Origin of the sequence: Streptomyces gilvosporeus (assembly GCF_002082195.1) — a bacterium.
In the GTDB taxonomy this organism is placed as follows: Bacteria; Actinomycetota; Actinomycetes; order Streptomycetales; family Streptomycetaceae; genus Streptomyces; species Streptomyces gilvosporeus.
The window spans coordinates 6770424-6786892 of the sequence record NZ_CP020569.1 but is presented as its reverse complement, the minus strand read 5'-3'; the positions used below and the strand labels follow the sequence as shown (position 1 = coordinate 6786892).

The following is a 16469-nucleotide window of genomic DNA, read 5'->3' as shown; positions in this document are numbered from 1 at the left end:
CGCGCGTGGAGAACACCACCCCCCGCAATGGCAATGGCGTCGATCGCGCCAATGCGCGGGCCTATCAGCAACTCGCCCGGGAATTGCTGCTGGTCGGGCCCGAACCAGCCAACGAGGACCTCAAGCTGCGCTACCTCGACGTCCTCATCGACAAGGGCCTGGAGAAGCCCGCCGCACGCAAGAGCATTCTGATCGTGGGCGCGGGCATCGCCGGTCTGGTCGCCGGTTCGCTGCTCACCCGTGCCGGACACAATGTGACGATTCTGGAGGCCAATGCCAACCGGGTAGGCGGCCGCATCAAGACCTTCCACACCAAAAAAGGCAAGCCCTCGCCCTTCACCGACCCCGCGCAGTACGCGGAAGCCGGGGCGATGCGGCTGCCGAGCTTCCATCCGCTGACGCTGGCGCTGATCGACAAACTCGGGCTGAAGCGGCGGCTGTTCTTCAACGTCGACATCGATCCGAAGACCGGAAATCAGAACGCGCCCGTTCCACCGGTTGTCTACCGGTCCTTCAAGGACGACAAGATCTGGACGAACGGTGACCCCAGCCCCGATTTCCGGGAGCCGGCCAAACGCCATCACACCTGGATCCGCACCAACCGCCACCAGACCCGGCGCGCCCAGTACGCGCAGGACCCCTCCGTCATCAACGAGGGCTTCCATCTGACCGGTTGCGAATCCCGGATGACCGTCGCCGAGATGGTCAACCAGGCCCTGGAGCCGGTGCGCGACTACTACTCCGTGCTCCAGGACGACGGGACCCGGGTCAAAAAGCCCTTCAAGGAATGGCTGGACGGCTGGGCCGGGGTCATCCGGGACTTCGACGGCTATTCGATGGGGCGTTTCCTTCGCGAATACGCCGGATTCAGCGATGAGGCCATCGAGGCGATCGGCACGATCGAGAACATGACCTCGCGGCTGCATCTGGCGTTCTTCCACAGCTTCCTGGGCCGCAGCGACATCGATCCGGCCGCCACGTACTGGGAGATCGAGGGGGGCAGCCGCAAGCTGCCCGAGGCACTCGCCAAGGATCTGGGCGACCAACTCGTGATGGGCCAGCGGATGGTCCGGCTGGAGTACTACGACCCGGGCCGCGACGGTTCGCACGGCACGCTCGCCGGACCGGCCGGTCCCGCCGTCGCCATCCAGACCGTGCCCGAGGGTGACCCGTACGGCGAACCGGAGACCTGGACCGCCGATCTGGCCATCGTCACCATCCCGTTCTCCAGTCTGCGGTTCACCGCCGTCACCCCGCCGTTCTCGTACAAGAAGCGCCGTGCGGTCATCGAGACCCACTACGACCAGGCGACCAAGGTGCTGCTGGAGTTCTCGCGTCGCTGGTGGGAGTTCACCGAGGACGACTGGAAGCGGGAGCTGGAGGCCATCGCGCCCGGCCTGTACGCCTACTACCAGCGGGCGGGCGAGGATCCGGCCGAGGCCGCGGCCGTTCCGAAGGGCGCGCAGGATCTGCCCACCGGGCTGCTCGGCGCGCACCCGAGCGTGGACGAGGCGCGGATCAGCAAGAAGCAGGTGGACTACTACCGCAACTCCTGGCCGGGCGGAGGCGTACGGCCGGCGACCAACGCCTACGGCGGCGGCTCCACCACCGACAACCCCAACCGTTTCATGTACTACCCCTCGCACCCCGTCCCGGGCAGTTCCGGAGGCGTCGTGCTGGCCGGCTACTCCTGGTCGGACGACGCCGCGCGGTGGGACTCCATGGAGGACCACGAGCGGTACGGGTATGCGCTGCGCAACCTCCAGTCGGTGCACGGCCGCCGGATCGAGGTCTTCTACACCGGCGCGGGCCAGACCCAGAGCTGGCTGCGCGACCCGTATGCCATGGGCGAGGCGGCGGTCTACACCCCGCACCAGATGACCAGTTTCCACCTGGACGCGGTCCGTGCCGAGGGACCGGTCCACTTCGCCGGCGAGCACGTCTCGCTCAAACACGCCTGGATCGAGGGTGCGGTGGAGACGGCCGTACGGGCCGCGATCGCCGTCAACGGGGCCCCCGCGGCGGTCGAGACCGCATCGGCGGCGTCCGAGGCACCCCGCGGGCGCCGGGCCGCCGCCGCACCGTCGGACACCCAGCGAGAGGACGTACTGACCTCATGAGCACCGCACAGACCTGCACCGTGGCCGAGTATCTGGCGATTCGGCTGGAGCAGCTCAGTATCACCCATCTGTTCGGCGTCCCGGGCGACCACCTCGGCCCGTTCCTGTCGACGCTGCACGAGAAGACCAAGGTGCGCTGGGTGGGCACCCCGACCGAGGGCGGCGCCGGACAGGCCGCCGACGGCTACGCCCGGGTGAAGGTCGCCGACGCGGAGATCGCGCTCGGCGAGCAGGGCATCGGCGCGGCCGCGGTCACCTACGGCGTGGGCGCGTTCAACCTGCTCAACGCCGTCGGCGGCGCGTACACCGAGTATGTGCCGCTGATCGCGATCAATGCGGCGCCGACCTACGAGCAGTGGCTCAACCAGCAGGCGATCGGCCTGCTGACCTCGCATATGTCGCAGCGCCCGGAGAGCAATCTGGACGTCTACCGCCAGGTGACGGTGGACGCCCAGGTTCTTTCCCACCCGGGCCTGGCGCCCGGTCAGATCGACGGCGCGCTCACCGCCTGCCTGTCGCACCGCCGGCCGGTCTATCTGGAGGTGCGGGAGGACCTCTGGGGGGCCCGCTGCCCCGCGCCGCGCGGCCGGCTGACCCGGCAGGAGCGGCCGCGGACGGCGAAGAACCAGCAGATGCTGGACGCGGCCGTCAAAGCCTGTGTGCAGCTGGTGAAGGACCACGACTGCAACCCGATCCTGTGGGCCGGCGAGGAGATCGACCGCTTCAACCTGGCCGCGGAGTTCGAGCGGCTGGTGCGGCGGACCGGGATTCCCTACTGCACCACCATCGGCGCCAAGTCTGTCATCTCCGAGGACACCCCGGGCTTCTCCGGCGTCTACAACGGCAAGGCCAGCAGCCCGGCCGTGGCCGACATGTTCCACAGCGCCGGGTGCCGCATCGGGCTGGGCTCCTGGGCGACGTCGAAGAACCTCGGCGGCATGCGGTCGATCGGCGAGGACTGGGCGGTCGCCGCCCATGAAGGGGTGCATGTCGGCGCCTCGTACTTCCCGGACGTGCAGCTCGCCCAGTTCATCCCCGCGCTGGAGAAACGCTTCGTCGAGGAGTTCGGCGTCGGCCACTTCACGGCCGACTACTTCGCCGAGGCGCGCAAGAGCGGTCTCGACGTCCCCGCCAGTACCGCGGCCTATCTGGATTCCCTGAGCGGCGGCCCGTACCCGGAGTCGGTGACGTACGACAGCTTCTTCCGGCACATCAGCGCCTTCCTCGCGTCGCAGACCGTCGAGGACGCCGGTGCGCGCACCACTCCGTTCACGGTGGTCAGCGATGCCGCGTTCGCACTGATCGGCTCGATGAATCTCCAGATGCCGGAGCGCGCTTCGTATGTGGCGCAGAACAGCTGGCTGTCCATCGGCTATTCGGTCGGCGCGGCCACCGGGGTGGCGCTCGGTCGGCAGCGCGCGGAGAAGCGCCCGCTGGTCTTCGTAGGCGACGGTTCGTTCCAGGAGACCTGCCAGGAGCTGTCCACGCACACCCGGCTCGGACTGCGCCCGGTGGTGTTCGTGCTGGACAACGAGGGGTTCTACGGCATCGAGCAGATGCTGGTGCACCCCTGCTACTACAAGGACGACGTACCGGATTCCGACGGCGGGGACTTCTACAACGAACTGCACCCCTGGCAGTACGAGAAGCTCGCGGACGTCTTCGGCTCCGCCAAGCACCCGATGCACGGCTTCGCCGTCCGCAAGCACAAAGACCTCGAAGCGCTGCTGAAGAAGATCGCCGAACCCATGGACCCGGTCAACCAGGGGCCCATCGTCGTACGGGTCCGGCTCGACCGGCGGGACTACCCCGAGGCGCTCAAGTACAAGATCCACGAAAACTGTCCGCCGGCCCCCGGCATCTCTGCGGAAGGGACCACACGATGACCCCGAAAGGCACGCAACCGGGCTCGCCGGCCGCCCCCGTGGGCGAGTCCGCGAAGGTGCTCCGGCAAGCCATGAGCGGCCTGTCCGGACCGCAGGCCACCGGCTGGACCGGCACCGTCGACGGCGGCGCGGCCCCGGCCAAGGGCGCGAAGGTGCTGATCCTGGGCGCCGGCGTCGCGGGGCTGACGGCCGCCTACGAGCTGAGCAGATGCGGCTACCAGGTCACCGTCCTGGAGGCGCAGAACCGCGTCGGCGGACGCAACCGCACCGCACGCAACGGCGACGAGCTCTACGAACTCGACGGCAAGGGCGGCGTCACCCGCACCCACACCTGCGCCTTCGACGACGGGCTCTATCTCAACCTCGGGCCCGGCCGGATCCCGTACCACCACCGCCGGGTGCTGCGCTACTGCCGCGACTTCGGTGTGGAGCTGGAGCCGTACGTCATGGAGACCACGGCCAACCGCGTCCGGCCGCCGGAGGCGAAGGTCGCCTGGCCCAACCGGCGGGTGGCGAACGACACCCGCGGCCACCTCGCCGCGCTGCTCGCCGAGACGCTGGTCGGCCTGGATGCCTTCACCGGTGAAGTGCGCGACCTGCTGCGGGTGTTCGGCGCACTGGACGCCAACGGCAAGTACAAGGGCTCCACCCGCTCCGGCTATCTGGACCGGCCGGAGATCGAGGAGTGGCCCGTACCGGCGCCGCCGCTGTCCTTCGAGGACCTGGTGAACTCGCATTTCTGGAAGGCACGTTTCTACCAGCCGGTCGACTATCTGTGGCAGGCCACGATGTTCCAGCCGGTCGGCGGCATGGACCACATCGTCAAGGCGCTGGCCCGCGAGGCCAAACGGGCCGGTGCGCGCTTCGTGCTCGGCGCCGAGGTGCGGTCCGTCGAGATCGCGGACATCGCCGCCGATGCGACTGTCACCGTCACCTATCGAAAGGACGATGAAGAGTTCTCCGCCCGCGCACGCCACTGCGTCAGCAACATCCCGTTCCCCGTGCTGCGCGATCTGTCCCTGGAAAACTTCTCGGACGAGTTCGAGGATGCGCTGGACAACGTGGAGTTCGAGGAGACCTGCAAGGTCGGCTGGCAGGCGAACCGCCGTTTCTGGGAAGGCGATGTCGACAGCCCCTGTGGCGACGACGACGGAATCTACGGCGGCATCAGCTGGACCGGCCACAACATCACCCAGCTGTGGTACCCGTCCAACGACTACTTCTCCGACAAGGGGACGCTGACGGGCGCCTACAACTTCCAGAAGGCGGCCGAGCACCTCGGCGGCCTCCCGCCCCAGAAGCGCCTCGACCTGGCCCGCAAGGGCGCCATCGAGCTGCACCCGGAATTCGCGGACAAGGAACTCGTCCCCGACGACAAGGGCGTCTCCATCGCCTGGCACAAGGTGCCGTACCAACTGGGCGGCTGGGCGGCCTGGGATCCGGGCAAGGAGGAACACAAGAAGGCCTACAAGCAGCTGCTCAAGCCGGAGGGCGGGGACGCGTTCTTCGTCACCGGCGACCAGATCTCACCGCTGCCCGGCTGGCAGGAGGGCGCCATGATGTCGGCGCACTACGTCATGCAGCAGATCCTGGGCGTGATGCCGCTGGCGGCACCGGAGGAGGTGGCGGTGCCGGACTCGGTGGCGCTGACTCAGGGTTTGTACTGAGGGTGGGGGTGGGGGCGGGGCTTGTGGTTCGGGCTTGTGGTCCGGGCTTCTGGTCCGGGCTTCTGGTCCGGGCTTGTTTGACGTCGGCTCGTTCCTGGGGTTCTCCCGGGGACGAGCCACGCCCTCATCTGGTGCCGATGACCACGGCGGGGCTCGGTGCATGATGGCGCCACCTTGGCGCCACGCTTGGGGCGGACGGCACCGATACATGACGCGCGGACCGGTGAAGAGACGGCGCATCGGCGGCCGGGCAGCTGCAACACAGGGCGACTGACGGGCCGGAGCGCCCCCTCGCCACCCCGGCGCCACATGACGCCATTTAGATGCCATCGAGGCTTGCCATGGCGCCACCGCGATGCCATCATCGAGTCATGGACCTCACCCCTTACGTCGACAACCTCCGTCACGAGCTCGCGGTCGCCGCGGACGCGGGCGGAGAAGAAGCCCGCGCCCTGGCCGAACGACTCACCACGCCACTCGAATCGGCGACCCGTCTCACGCTGCTGAACGCGCTCTCGATCGCCATGGAAGAGATCACCCGCGAGCTGGCGCCGGGCTCGGTCGACGTGCGACTACGGGGGCTCGACCCCGAGTTCGTGGTGACGGCGCCGCCGTGCCGGGAGGCGTACGAGGAGGCCGAGGGCCCGCCTGCGGTGGCGCACGACCCCCCGCCGCCCGTGTCACCCGTGCCACCCGGGGTGCCGGACGGCGAGGAGGGCGGTCCGGCGCGCATCAACTTCCGCCTCCCTGCCCACCTCAAGACCCGGATCGAGGACGCCGCCGGACAGGAGGCCCTCTCGATCAACACCTGGCTGATACGGGCCGTCGCCACCGCGCTGGAGCAGCCCGGCGCACAGGCCCGCCCGGCCGTTCGTCGCCACAACGGCCAGCAGGGCCTCAAGGATTGGGCCCGCTAGCCCGGCACCGCCCCGCCCCGCCTCTCCGGCTCCGGCTCCGGTTCCGGTTCCGGTTCCGGTTCCGGCCGCCCACGACTACACCACCGACATCAGCTCAGAACAAGGATGTATCTGGCATGCCCATGACGACTTCTACGACGACGACCGCGGCTTCGGCAACGCCCGCACCCATGCCCGCACCCCCGCCCACCGGCTCATCGGCGATCGATGTCACCGGACTGTCCAAGTCCTACGGCGACAAGGTGGTGCTCGACGGCATCGATCTGCGCATCCCCGAAGGCACGATCTTCGCGCTGCTCGGCCCCAACGGCGCCGGCAAGACCACCACCGTGCAGATCCTCTCCACACTCATCCCCGCCGACGCCGGTCAGGCCCGGCTCGCCGGCCACGATCTGGTCCGCGAGGCCGAAGCCGTACGCGCCGCTATCGGTGTCACCGGCCAGTTCGCCGCGGTGGACAATCTGCTCACCGCCGAGGAGAACCTGTTCCTCATGGCGGACCTGCTCCACCTGCCGCGCCGCGAAGGCAGGCGGCGCGCCGCCGAGTTGCTGCGCCGGTTCGAGCTCACCGACGCGGCGAAGAAGCCCGCCGCCACCTTCTCGGGCGGCATGCGGCGCAAACTCGACCTCGCGATGACCCTGGTCGGCACACCGCGCATCATCTTCCTCGACGAGCCGACGACCGGACTCGACCCGCGCAGCCGCCGCACCATGTGGGAGATCATCCGCGGCCTGGTGGCCGACGGCGTCACCCTCTTCCTGACCACTCAGTACCTGGAGGAGGCCGACCAACTTGCCGACCGTATCGCGGTGTTGGATCAGGGAAAGCTGGTTGCCGAGGGCACCGCGGAGGAACTGAAGCGCCTGATCCCCGGCAGCCATATCCGTCTCCGGTTCACCGATGCGCACGCACTCGAATCGGCCGCCGCGTTCTTCGGTTCCACCGCGTACGACGCCGAAGCGCTCACCCTGCAGATCCCCGGAGACGGCGGCATACCCGGCCTGCGGGCCGTCCTCGACGGCCTGGAACGCGCATCGATCGAGGCGGAGGCACTCACGGTGCACACCCCCGATCTCGACGATGTCTTCCTCACCCTCACCGGACAGCCGAAACGCCCCGGCGAGTCGCCCAACTCCCTTGAGGACAACGCGCAGATGGACAAAACCCGGAAGGACAACACCCGATGAGCACCATGACCTACGCCGCCAGAGACTCCCTGACGATGCTGCGGCGCAATCTCAAGCATGCGCTGCGCTACCCGTCCATGACAGTCACGGTCGTCGCCATGCCCCTCGTGATGCTGCTGCTCTTCACCTATGTCTTCGGCGGCGCGCTGGGCACCGGTATCGGCGGCACGCCCACCGGCGGCGGTGCGTATATCGACTATGTCGCGCCCGGCATCATCCTGATGGCCGCGACGTCCGGGTCGCTGTCGACGGCCATCAGTGTGTGCTCCGACATGACCGAGGGCATCGTCAACCGGTTCCGCACCATGTCGATCTCCCGCGCCGCATTCCTGACCGGACATGTCGTCGGCAGCGTGATCCAGACGCTGGCCAGCATCACGCTCGTCGTCGGCGTCGCCCTCCTCATGGGCTTCCGCCCCAGCGCCACTCCCGTGGACTGGATAGCGACCGCCGGCCTCCTCACCCTGCTCATCGTCGCCCTCACCTGGTTGGCGGCCGCGATGGGCCTGGTGGCCAAGAACGTCGAGACCGCCAGCAACATGCCCATGCCGCTGACGTTCCTGCCCTTCCTCGGCAGCGCCATCGTCCCGCCGGAGTCGATGCCCACCGGACTGCGCTGGTTCGCCGAGTACCAGCCCTTCACCCCCGTCATCGAGACGCTCCGCGGCCTGCTGATGGGCACCGACATCGGCAACAGCGGGCCGATAGCCGTCGCCTGGTGCCTCGGCCTCACCCTGGTCGGCTACCTGTGGGCGCGTCGGGCCTTCAACCGCGGCATCAAGCGTTAGTCGCTACGGCGACGACCGTCACCACAGCACGGCACCGGCCGACGGCCGCCAGCCCACTCCACACACCACACCGGAGGACACCATGCAGCAACACCCCTCGACCCCGCCCCCGACCGAGCCGACCATCCCGGCCGCGGCGCCGCTCTCCGAACCGGTGACGCTGCCGACGGCCCGCCCCACGGGCTGTCCCTTCGATCCGCCCGCCGAGCTGGCACAGCTGCGCGAGGAGCGGCCGCTGCGCCGGATGCAATACCCCGACGGCCACCAGGGATGGCTGGCCACCGGTCACTCCGTGGTCCGCTCGATACTGGCCGACTCCCGCTTCAGCTCGCGGTACGAGCTGATGCACCTCCCCCTGCCCGGTGGTCCCGCCGAACTGCCGCCGGCGCCGCCCGGCGACATGAGCGGGCTCGACGCACCCGAGCACACGCGCTACCGGCGGCTGCTCATGGGCAAGTTCACCGTCCGCCGGATGCGCGAACTCACCGCACGGGTCGAGGAGATCACCGCCGAACACCTCGACACCATGGAGCGCCACGGCGGCCCGGTGGACCTGGTGACGGCGTTCGCCCAACCCGTCCCCGCGCTGATGATCTGCGAACTGCTCGGTGTGCCCTCCGCCGACCGCGACATCTTCCAGCGCCATACCGCCACGGTGACCGACCAGAGCACCACCTTCAAAGACCAGATGGCCGCCTACACCGCGATCCAGGAGATCATTCACGGACTGGTCCTGGCCAAGCGCGCCCGGCCCACCGACGACCTGCTCAGCGACCTCGCACAGGACAGCGAGCTCACCGACGAGGAGCTCGCGGGCGTCGGGGCCTTCCTGCTGGGCGCCGGTCTCGACACCACCGCCAACATGCTGGCCCTCGGCACCTTCGCGCTGCTCAGCAATCCGGACCAACTCGCCGCCCTGCGCAGCGATTCCGGCCTCGTCGACCAGACCGTCGAGGAGCTGATGCGCTATCTGAGCATCGCCGACACGGGCATCCGGGCGGCGCTGGAGGACGTCGAGCTGGACGGTCACCTGATCAAGGCCGGCGAAACGGTCACCGTCTCGATCCAGGCCGCCAACCGCGACCCGAAACGGTTCCCCGAGCCCGACGCGCTCGATGTGCACCGGAAGGCCACCGGCCATCTGGGCTTCGGCCACGGCGCGCACCAGTGCCTGGGGCAGCAACTGGCCCGCGTGGAGATGCGCGTCGCCTTCCCCGCCCTGCTCACCCGCTTTCCGACCCTGCGCCTGGCCGTCCCGCCGGAAGACATACCGCTGCGCACCCGCTCGAACATCTACGGCGTGCACCGGCTCCCGGTCACCTGGGACCAGGAGTCGGGCCGATGAAACTCAGCGTCGACCGGGAGCGCTGCTGTGGCGCCGGCATGTGCGCACTGACCGCTCCGGAGGTGTTCGATCAGGACGGCGAAGACGGCCGGGTCCTGTTACGGGACCCCCAGCCGCCGCACCGGCACCATGCGGCCGCCCGCGAGGCGGCAGCGATATGTCCCGCTGCGGCGATCACCGTCATCGAAGCGCGACAGACCTGAGAACCCGTGGACCTGAGAACCCATCAACCTGAGGACCCATAGACCTAACAACCCATAGGCCTGAAAGCCGGGAGAGGACCTGAGAGCCGGGAGCGGACGGATAGACACCACGTCGTCGCCGCCGAACGGCCGCCCACCGCCTGTCGGTTGGGCGGCCGATTCAGTTCCCGATGTTGGTGAGTCCGCCGCCCGCTTCCACCACGTTCAGGACCGATCGCGAGATGACGTGATTCGCGGTTCCGGTCGGGGAATAGCGGATGGCGATCATGACGAATCCCTTGGGGATGCTGCTGTCGGCGGATCCGAAGAACGGCTCGACCAGGTAGCGGATGCTACAACCGGGTTGTTGCGCCAGGGCCGTGGCCACCTCGCGCTCGAATGCCGACATGCCGAGTGCGCCGTTGTTCGTCACACGCTGTCCGCAGGGGCTGAGGTTGGCGGCCAGGGTGTTCGAGCCGCCGAACCGTGCCGCGATGATGTGGCATCTCGCCAGGTCGTGCTCGGGGTTCAGGCCGAGGCTGCGCACCTGGGCCTGTGCCTCACTCCAGCCGGTCGGATCGGCCTTGCGCTCGTCGCTGCTGTTGTTGGGCGGGTTCTTCAGGCACGCCTGGCCGGTCTGGCTCCGGCCCTTGGCGCCAAGGGTGTTGAGGATCCAGCCGTCGCCGTTCCTGACGGCGTGTGCGGGGAGCGGGCGGGTGCAGTCCCGCGGCGTGTCCTCGTCGCCGTTCCGGGTCGGCGCCGTCCTGTCGGCCACGTCGGCCGGGGCCGGTGCCTCGTCGGTCAGCTGCTCCTCGTCCTGCTGTGCCTGTTCCAGCGCCGCCACGTCCACCTGCCCCAGGACACGGACAGAGGTGTCGGCGACGGCGTGGATGACGTAGGAGACCCGTCCCCCGCCCTGTGCCGGGGACCCGGCCTCCGCCTCCTGCTTCTTGAGCGCCTCCTGCTCCGCGAAGACCGGCCCGGCGTCCGCATCGGCGCACGCGATGTCGCCGGCGCTCTCCAGCGGCAGTTCCTTGGTGGCGGTACAGGTACCGGCCTGCTGGCCCTCGATCGTCACCGTCGCCGTCAGCTCGACCGTGACCCGTCCGCCCGTGATCCGCTTCTTGGCCTCGCGGCCCGGGACGACGCCGGTGATATGGGTCCCCACCTGGCATCCGGTGGCGGAGCAGTTCAGTTCCGGCTTCTCCTCGAAATGCGCCGTGATGCCGGCGTCGAGCGCGCCGGCCAGCTGCTTGGTGTCGTCCCGGATCTCTTTCCGCAGGGCTGTGCTCTCGGGGCGGGACAGCTCGGACAGGGTGAAGGCGCCCGCTGTCGGTGCGCCCGCCCAGGCGTGGAGGGCGGTGCGGCCGTCGGCGGCGGTCCGCTCGTGCAGGCCGGCCTGCACGGCGGTGACATGCGTACGGGCCGGACTCTCGCTCTCCGGTGCGGCACGCGGGACGAATTCCAGCACCCGGTGGGGGCGCGACGTCGAGACGAGCAGGTCGCCCGTCGGCGTGGTCGCCTTGAGGGCGGGCACCCCGTCGACGGCCACCGGCGGAGTGTGGGGGCCCGGGAGGGTCGTTTCCTTGCTGTTGAGCGCTTCGAGGAGCAGATTCGCGAGCGTTGCGGGGCGCTGCCCGGCCTGGGGAGTTCGCTCGGCAGCCGCCTCGGCGTTCTTGATGGCACCGGCGACCCACTTGCCCACGAGGTCCGTCCGGCCGTCCGAGCCACCGGGACCGGCGGGCGGAGTGTCGGGCATCTTGACGTACGTGGTGCCGCCCACGGTCAGCGTCTTGACGCGGCTGCCGGCGTAGGGCGCCTCACCGAGCGCCTCACCGGTGGCGGTGACCCGCGACTCGGACCAGGTGGAGCCGTCCGTGGACGTGCGGTACCGCACCCCGGGTTGCAGTGCCAGATCCACCAGCGCGGCGGCGAACGGTGCACGGCGATCCGGTTGCGGTTGTGCCTGTGGTGGTGGTTGTGGCTGTGGTGGTGGTTGTGGCTGTGGTTCCCCGGAGGTGTGCCCCCTGAGCAGTCCGGCGGCGAGGGCGACGACCACGCCGACGGCCAGGAACGCCCCCCACAGTCCTGCCCGGCGCGTGAGTACCACGGCGATTGACGCGGTGGCTCGGGGCGCCGGTCGCTGCGGCGTCGGCTGGTGCTGTGGGTGCCCGGGGCCCGGTACCGGCCCGGCAACGGATGGGCCCCCGGGCGACGCGGTCCCCGGCGGCCCCGTCCACGTCGATCCGTCCCCGGCGGCCGAAGACCCCCCGCCCGCACCGGCCGCCGACGCCCCGCCCGACACAGCAGATCCCCCCGCACCGGTTTCCCCCGCACCGGACCGGGCGGACGGCGGCTGCACAGACGACGGCCCTACGGGAGGCGGCGCGGGCTCCCCCTGTGGCGGGGGCACCGCCCGAGGGGTCTGCTGCCATGTCGGCAGCTTCGGCTCGTCGGATCCCGCACGCCAGTAGTGATCCCCCACCGAAGCTCGACCCCCGTATCACTTCCGTCAACCCCCGCCCACGGAACATACTTCAACTGTCGAGTCCCTCCTAGGGAGTTGACACTGTCGGCCGCGAATCCGACAGGACGCGCGGGACCGGAAACAGAACCGGAGCAGAACCGGAAACACCGCCGGAATCAGAACCACCAGCAGGACCACAAGCACGACCAGAAGCAGAACCGAAAGCAGAACTCAAACCAGAACCCAAAGCGGAACCAGAAGCGGCACCGGAACAGGACCAGGAACGGGGAGACGGATCCGGATGGCGGAGACCAAGGGCGTACTGCTGCCGGCCTATGTGGTGGCCGACGAGTCGGGGTCGATGGGGCCCTATCAACAGGAGTTGTCGCACGGCCTGGCGTCGTTGTGCGAGGGGCTGCGTGCCGAGCCGATGATCGCGGCCAAGCTGCGCCTGGCCGTGCTCGGCTTCTCCGACGATGTACAGGTCCGGCTGGCCGTCGCGGACATGCGTACGGAAACCACCCTGCCGCAGCTGACGATCCGGGGGCTGACCGCCTACGGGGCGGTGTTCGACGATCTGCTGAGCCGGATTCCGGCGGACGTCCAGTGGCTGCGGGACCAGGGCTACAAGGTGCACCGTCCGGTGGTGTTCTTCCTCAGCGACGGACAGCCCACGGACCGGGGCTCCTGGCAGCGGCCGCACGCCCGCCTGACCGACAAGTCCCAGACACCGACCGCGCCGAACATCATCGCCTGCGGCATCGGCGACGCCCAGGCCGCCACCATGGTGAAGGTGGCGACCCGTCCCGAGTTCGCCTTCGTCGCCAAGGCCGAAACCGACATCGGCCAGGCGATCTCCGAGTTCTTCCACTCGCTCACCGCCAGCCTGGTCGCCTCCGGGCACGCGCTGAACTCGGGCAGTCCGCAGCTCGTGGTGAACCGGCCCGACCAGTTCACCATGGCGATTGACGAGGTCTGACGGTGACGACACCCAGCCGGGGCGGCGCCGCGGGACCGCCCCCGCCGATGCACCCACAGGTGCATGCGCCGATGCCGCCCCCGCCCGAGTCCGCGCCCTGGCTCCGTATCCCGGTGGGCACGCCCGGCCCGGAGTTCGAAGCCCGGCCACCGGGCCAGTACGCCTACGACTACCCGGACACCGAGTGCGACGGCTGGTCGACGCCCGATCTGACCCTGCGCTTCGCCTCCGTCCGCGGGGCCAAGCACCGTTACTACCGGCAGCCGCGCCAGGATGCGGCGCGCGCCGCCGCGCACGAGCCGACCGGCGCGATCGTGTTCGCCGTCGCGGACGGCGTCTCCAGCGCCGCGAGTTCCGAACTCGGCGCAGTCGAGGCGTGCCGGGCCGCCCTGGAACGCCTCCTCCATCTGCTCTCCCGCGGTCCGGAGCGGGTGGACCTCCAGGACGTCGCCCACCACGCTGCGCAGCGGCTGCGGCAGATCACCCGGTGGCGGCTGAACGGGAAGGACCCCGAGCCCGGCGAGGTGGCGGCCCTGCACGCGACGACGCTGATCGCGGGCACGGTACGGCCCGACCGCGACGGCTGCCTGGTCGAGCTGTTCCGCATCGGAGATTCCGGCGCCTGGACGCTGGATGCCGGACGGGCGCGCTACGCCCCGTTGTTCGCGACGAAGACCGGATCGGATGCCGTGGTGGTGTCGAACGAGGTGGCGCCGTTGCCCCGGGTGCCCGATCCCCTGGAGCAGATCAGCGTGCGCCTGACGGAGCATCAGACGTTGCTGGTCGGCACCGACGGCTTCGCCGACCCGCTCGGCGACGGCGACGGCCAGGTCGGCGCGCTCTTCGCCGGGCAGCTCGCCGCGCCTCCCCCGCCGCTGTGGTTCGCGCACCTCCTGGACTTCTCCCGGGAGACCTTCGACGACGACCGGACGCTGCTGGCGGTCTGGCCCCGTACGGCAGTGCGGCCGCGATGACGTCGGAGCGCGTACCCACCGTGGACCACGGTGCGCTCACCCTGGGCCGTCGGCTCGGTCAGGGCGGGCAGGGCGCGGTCCACGAGGTGACCGACAGGAGAATCAACGAGGCCGACGACGGCGGCTGGGAGGTGGCCTACAAGGAGTACAACGCCGCCGTCCTGCCGCAGCTCGACGCCGCCGCCCTGGCCGCGAGCGTCGCGCTGCCGGGCGAACTGAGCGCCGCCGAGGGGCGGTGGCTGTGCGAGAAGACGGCCTGGCCCGCCGCGCTGGTCGAACGGCAGGGCAGCGTCAGCGGGTTCCTGATGCGCAGGGTGCCCGACCGCTTCCTGTTCACCTTGCAGAGCCTGGGCGGCACCACACCGGGGGCCCCGCGTCTGGCGAATCTGGAATACCTGCTCAACAGCGACGACTATGTCGCCCGGATCGGCCTGTCCGTCAGCGAACGCGACCGGCTGCTGCTGTTGACCGACCTGGCCGCGACGCTGACCCGGCTCCACCGGATCGGCATCACGGTCGGCGACCTCTCCCCGAAGAACCTGCTGTTCACCACCGGCACGCCGCCGGAGTGCTTCCTCATCGACTGCGACGCCATGCGGCTGCGCGGCACCGGCGTCCTGCCCCAGGCCGAGACGCCCGACTGGCAGATTCCCGACGGGGAGGAGAAGGCGACCCGCGCCAGTGACGTCTACAAACTCGCGCTGCTCGCCGTCCGGCTCTTCGCCCGGGACCAGACCTCCCGCGATCCCGCCGCGCTGGCCTCGGTCAGCCCGGAGCTGAGCGACCTGGCCCGCGCCGGTCTCGATCCGGACCCGGCGCGCCGGCCCTCACCAGCCCAGTGGGCCGAGCAGCTTGCGGCGGCCGCCACGACCGCCTCGACGGCGCCCGCCGTGGCCACCCCCGCGAACGGCGGCAACGGCACGCCCACGCCGCCCCGGCAGCGTGCCGGTACCCCGGGCCCGCCGGGGACCCCGGGCGGTCCGGGAAGCGCCCCCGCCCCCAACTGGTCCGCCGCCAAGGCGCTCGTCGCCGTCGCCGCCGTGATCTTGGTGATCATCGTCGCGGTGATCGGCGGTCACTCCGGCGGCGGGTCCGATCAGGCGACGGGCAGTTCCGCGACGCCCAGCGTCTCGCAGGACGACAGCGGCGGGCAGTCCCCGTACGACGGCTCCTCGGGCGGCTCGGACTCCACTCCCCCGGACGACCCGACCCCGACCGACAGTCCTTCCGACACCTCGCCGTCCCCCACGCCCGACCCCGTCGGGGACGCCGTGGTCGGCTCCTGCTTCGACGACAGGGGTACCGGCAGCCAGTCCGACCTGTCGCCGACCAGCTGTACCTCCGGCGCGTTCAAGGTGGTGCAGGTCAACTCCGCCACCACCGACCTGAACAGCTGCGACGGCGTGACCGACAGCGACCGGAGCGTGTCCTCGACGGCGCACGACCGGGTGCTGTGCCTGAGCTACCTCAGCCCGGGCGGCACCGCCTTCCACGCACGCAGCGGTGACTGCGTCTACGGACGCGGCCACGACACTTGGAGCGAGGTGTCGTGCCAGGCAGGGAACTTCAAGGTGCTGGCGACCTACCGCGGGACCTCCGACACCTCGAAGTGCAACTCGCTGACGCACTACAACGAGTCGCTGCACATGCCCGCCGGCAACTATTCCGGCCTGGACGTCCTGCTGTGCCTGTCGATGAACTACCCCGACGACGCGGGCTACGCCACCCAGCGCGAATGCCTGCTGAAATCGGGCGACGGCCCCAAGGCCCGGTTCACCAACGTCGGTTCCTGCGCCTCCTCGAACGTCTACGTCACCGGGCGCACCAGCACCTACGACGACGCCGGGTTCTGCAACCAGGACGGCTGGACGACCTGGGAGAACCCGGACTATCCGCGGCTCGCGTACACCGTGTGCTGGAGACCCAGATAGCGGGAGACCCAGACGGATTACCGGGC

General features: G+C 69.8%; 12 protein-coding genes. 11 read left to right on the top strand and 1 reads right to left on the bottom strand.

All coding sequences use genetic code 11. The features are described from left to right. The first annotated feature begins 5 nt into the window (after nucleotides 1-5). The 8 genes from B1H19_RS30240 to B1H19_RS30205 all read left to right on the top strand — a co-directional run bounded on the left by B1H19_RS30240 (nucleotide 6) and on the right by B1H19_RS30205 (nucleotide 10113). On the top strand, nucleotides 6-2120 hold the full coding sequence (locus tag B1H19_RS30240) for a flavin monoamine oxidase family protein (RefSeq protein WP_083107883.1): 2115 nt from the start codon (nucleotides 6-8) through the stop codon (nucleotides 2118-2120). Next, a complete protein-coding gene (locus tag B1H19_RS30235) occupies nucleotides 2117-4006 on the top strand; it encodes an alpha-keto acid decarboxylase family protein (RefSeq protein ID WP_083107882.1) in 1890 nt (629 codons plus the stop codon). The genes B1H19_RS30240 and B1H19_RS30235 overlap by 4 nt, the downstream gene beginning before the upstream one ends. Nucleotides 4007-4077: 71 nt before the next feature. Then, on the top strand, nucleotides 4078-5673 hold the full coding sequence (locus tag B1H19_RS30230; protein ID WP_237289564.1) for a flavin monoamine oxidase family protein: 1596 nt from the start codon (nucleotides 4078-4080) through the stop codon (nucleotides 5671-5673). 371 nt (nucleotides 5674-6044) lie between these two features. Further along, nucleotides 6045-6590, top strand: a complete 546-nt coding sequence (locus tag B1H19_RS30225; protein WP_083107880.1) for a hypothetical protein — start codon at nucleotides 6045-6047, stop codon at nucleotides 6588-6590. 170 nt (nucleotides 6591-6760) lie between these two features. Further along, a complete protein-coding gene (locus B1H19_RS30220; protein WP_083107879.1) occupies nucleotides 6761-7777 on the top strand; it encodes an ATP-binding cassette domain-containing protein in 1017 nt (338 codons plus the stop codon). Next, complete coding sequence (locus tag B1H19_RS30215; protein ID WP_083107878.1) at nucleotides 7774-8565, top strand: ABC transporter permease; 792 nt, start codon at nucleotides 7774-7776, stop codon at nucleotides 8563-8565. Before B1H19_RS30220 ends, B1H19_RS30215 begins: the two co-directional genes overlap by 4 nt. Before the next feature lie 82 nt (nucleotides 8566-8647). Continuing rightward, nucleotides 8648-9910: a cytochrome P450 gene (locus B1H19_RS30210; RefSeq protein ID WP_083107877.1), complete on the top strand. Its 1263-nt coding sequence runs from the start codon at nucleotides 8648-8650 to the stop codon at nucleotides 9908-9910. Continuing rightward, nucleotides 9907-10113 (top strand): ferredoxin, encoded by a 207-nt coding sequence (locus B1H19_RS30205; RefSeq protein ID WP_083107876.1) that lies wholly within the window; start codon nucleotides 9907-9909, stop codon nucleotides 10111-10113. Before B1H19_RS30210 ends, B1H19_RS30205 begins: the two co-directional genes overlap by 4 nt. A gap of 160 nt (nucleotides 10114-10273) precedes the next feature. On the opposite strand, the gene B1H19_RS40040 is transcribed toward B1H19_RS30205, so the two are convergent. After that, a complete protein-coding gene (locus tag B1H19_RS40040) occupies nucleotides 10274-12202 on the bottom strand; it encodes a DNA/RNA non-specific endonuclease (protein ID WP_237289562.1) in 1929 nt (642 codons plus the stop codon). A gap of 658 nt (nucleotides 12203-12860) precedes the next feature. Here B1H19_RS40040 and B1H19_RS30195 point away from each other — a divergent pair. The 3 genes from B1H19_RS30195 to B1H19_RS30185 are packed head-to-tail and all read left to right on the top strand — an operon-like array spanning nucleotide 12861 to nucleotide 16443. Next, the gene (locus B1H19_RS30195) at nucleotides 12861-13538 is read left to right on the top strand and encodes a vWA domain-containing protein (RefSeq protein WP_083107875.1); all 678 of its coding nucleotides are present in this window, start codon (nucleotides 12861-12863) and stop codon (nucleotides 13536-13538) included. 2 nt (nucleotides 13539-13540) lie between these two features. Further along, entirely contained in the window at nucleotides 13541-14512 is a 972-nt protein-coding gene (locus B1H19_RS30190) for a protein phosphatase 2C domain-containing protein (protein ID WP_159028156.1), read from the top strand. Then, the gene (locus B1H19_RS30185; RefSeq protein WP_083107873.1) at nucleotides 14509-16443 is read left to right on the top strand and encodes an LppU/SCO3897 family protein; all 1935 of its coding nucleotides are present in this window, start codon (nucleotides 14509-14511) and stop codon (nucleotides 16441-16443) included. Before B1H19_RS30190 ends, B1H19_RS30185 begins: the two co-directional genes overlap by 4 nt. Nucleotides 16444-16469: the final 26 nt, after the last annotated feature.

Bases quoted from the DNA above. Each gene is read 5' to 3' on its own strand.
- B1H19_RS30235 (WP_083107882.1), top strand. From the start codon at position 2,117: ATGAGCACCGCACAGACCTGCACCGTGGCCGAGTATCTGGCGATTCGG.
- B1H19_RS30230 (WP_237289564.1), top strand. From the start codon at position 4,078: ATGAGCGGCCTGTCCGGACCGCAGGCCACCGGCTGGACCGGCACCGTC.
- B1H19_RS30225 (WP_083107880.1), top strand. From the start codon at position 6,045: ATGGACCTCACCCCTTACGTCGACAACCTCCGTCACGAGCTCGCGGTC.
- B1H19_RS30220 (WP_083107879.1), top strand. From the start codon at position 6,761: ATGCCCGCACCCCCGCCCACCGGCTCATCGGCGATCGATGTCACCGGA.
- B1H19_RS30215 (WP_083107878.1), top strand. From the start codon at position 7,774: ATGAGCACCATGACCTACGCCGCCAGAGACTCCCTGACGATGCTGCGG.
- B1H19_RS30210 (WP_083107877.1), top strand. From the start codon at position 8,648: ATGCAGCAACACCCCTCGACCCCGCCCCCGACCGAGCCGACCATCCCG.
- B1H19_RS30205 (WP_083107876.1), top strand. From the start codon at position 9,907: ATGAAACTCAGCGTCGACCGGGAGCGCTGCTGTGGCGCCGGCATGTGC.
- B1H19_RS30195 (WP_083107875.1), top strand. From the start codon at position 12,861: ATGGCGGAGACCAAGGGCGTACTGCTGCCGGCCTATGTGGTGGCCGAC.
- B1H19_RS30185 (WP_083107873.1), top strand. From the start codon at position 14,509: ATGACGTCGGAGCGCGTACCCACCGTGGACCACGGTGCGCTCACCCTG.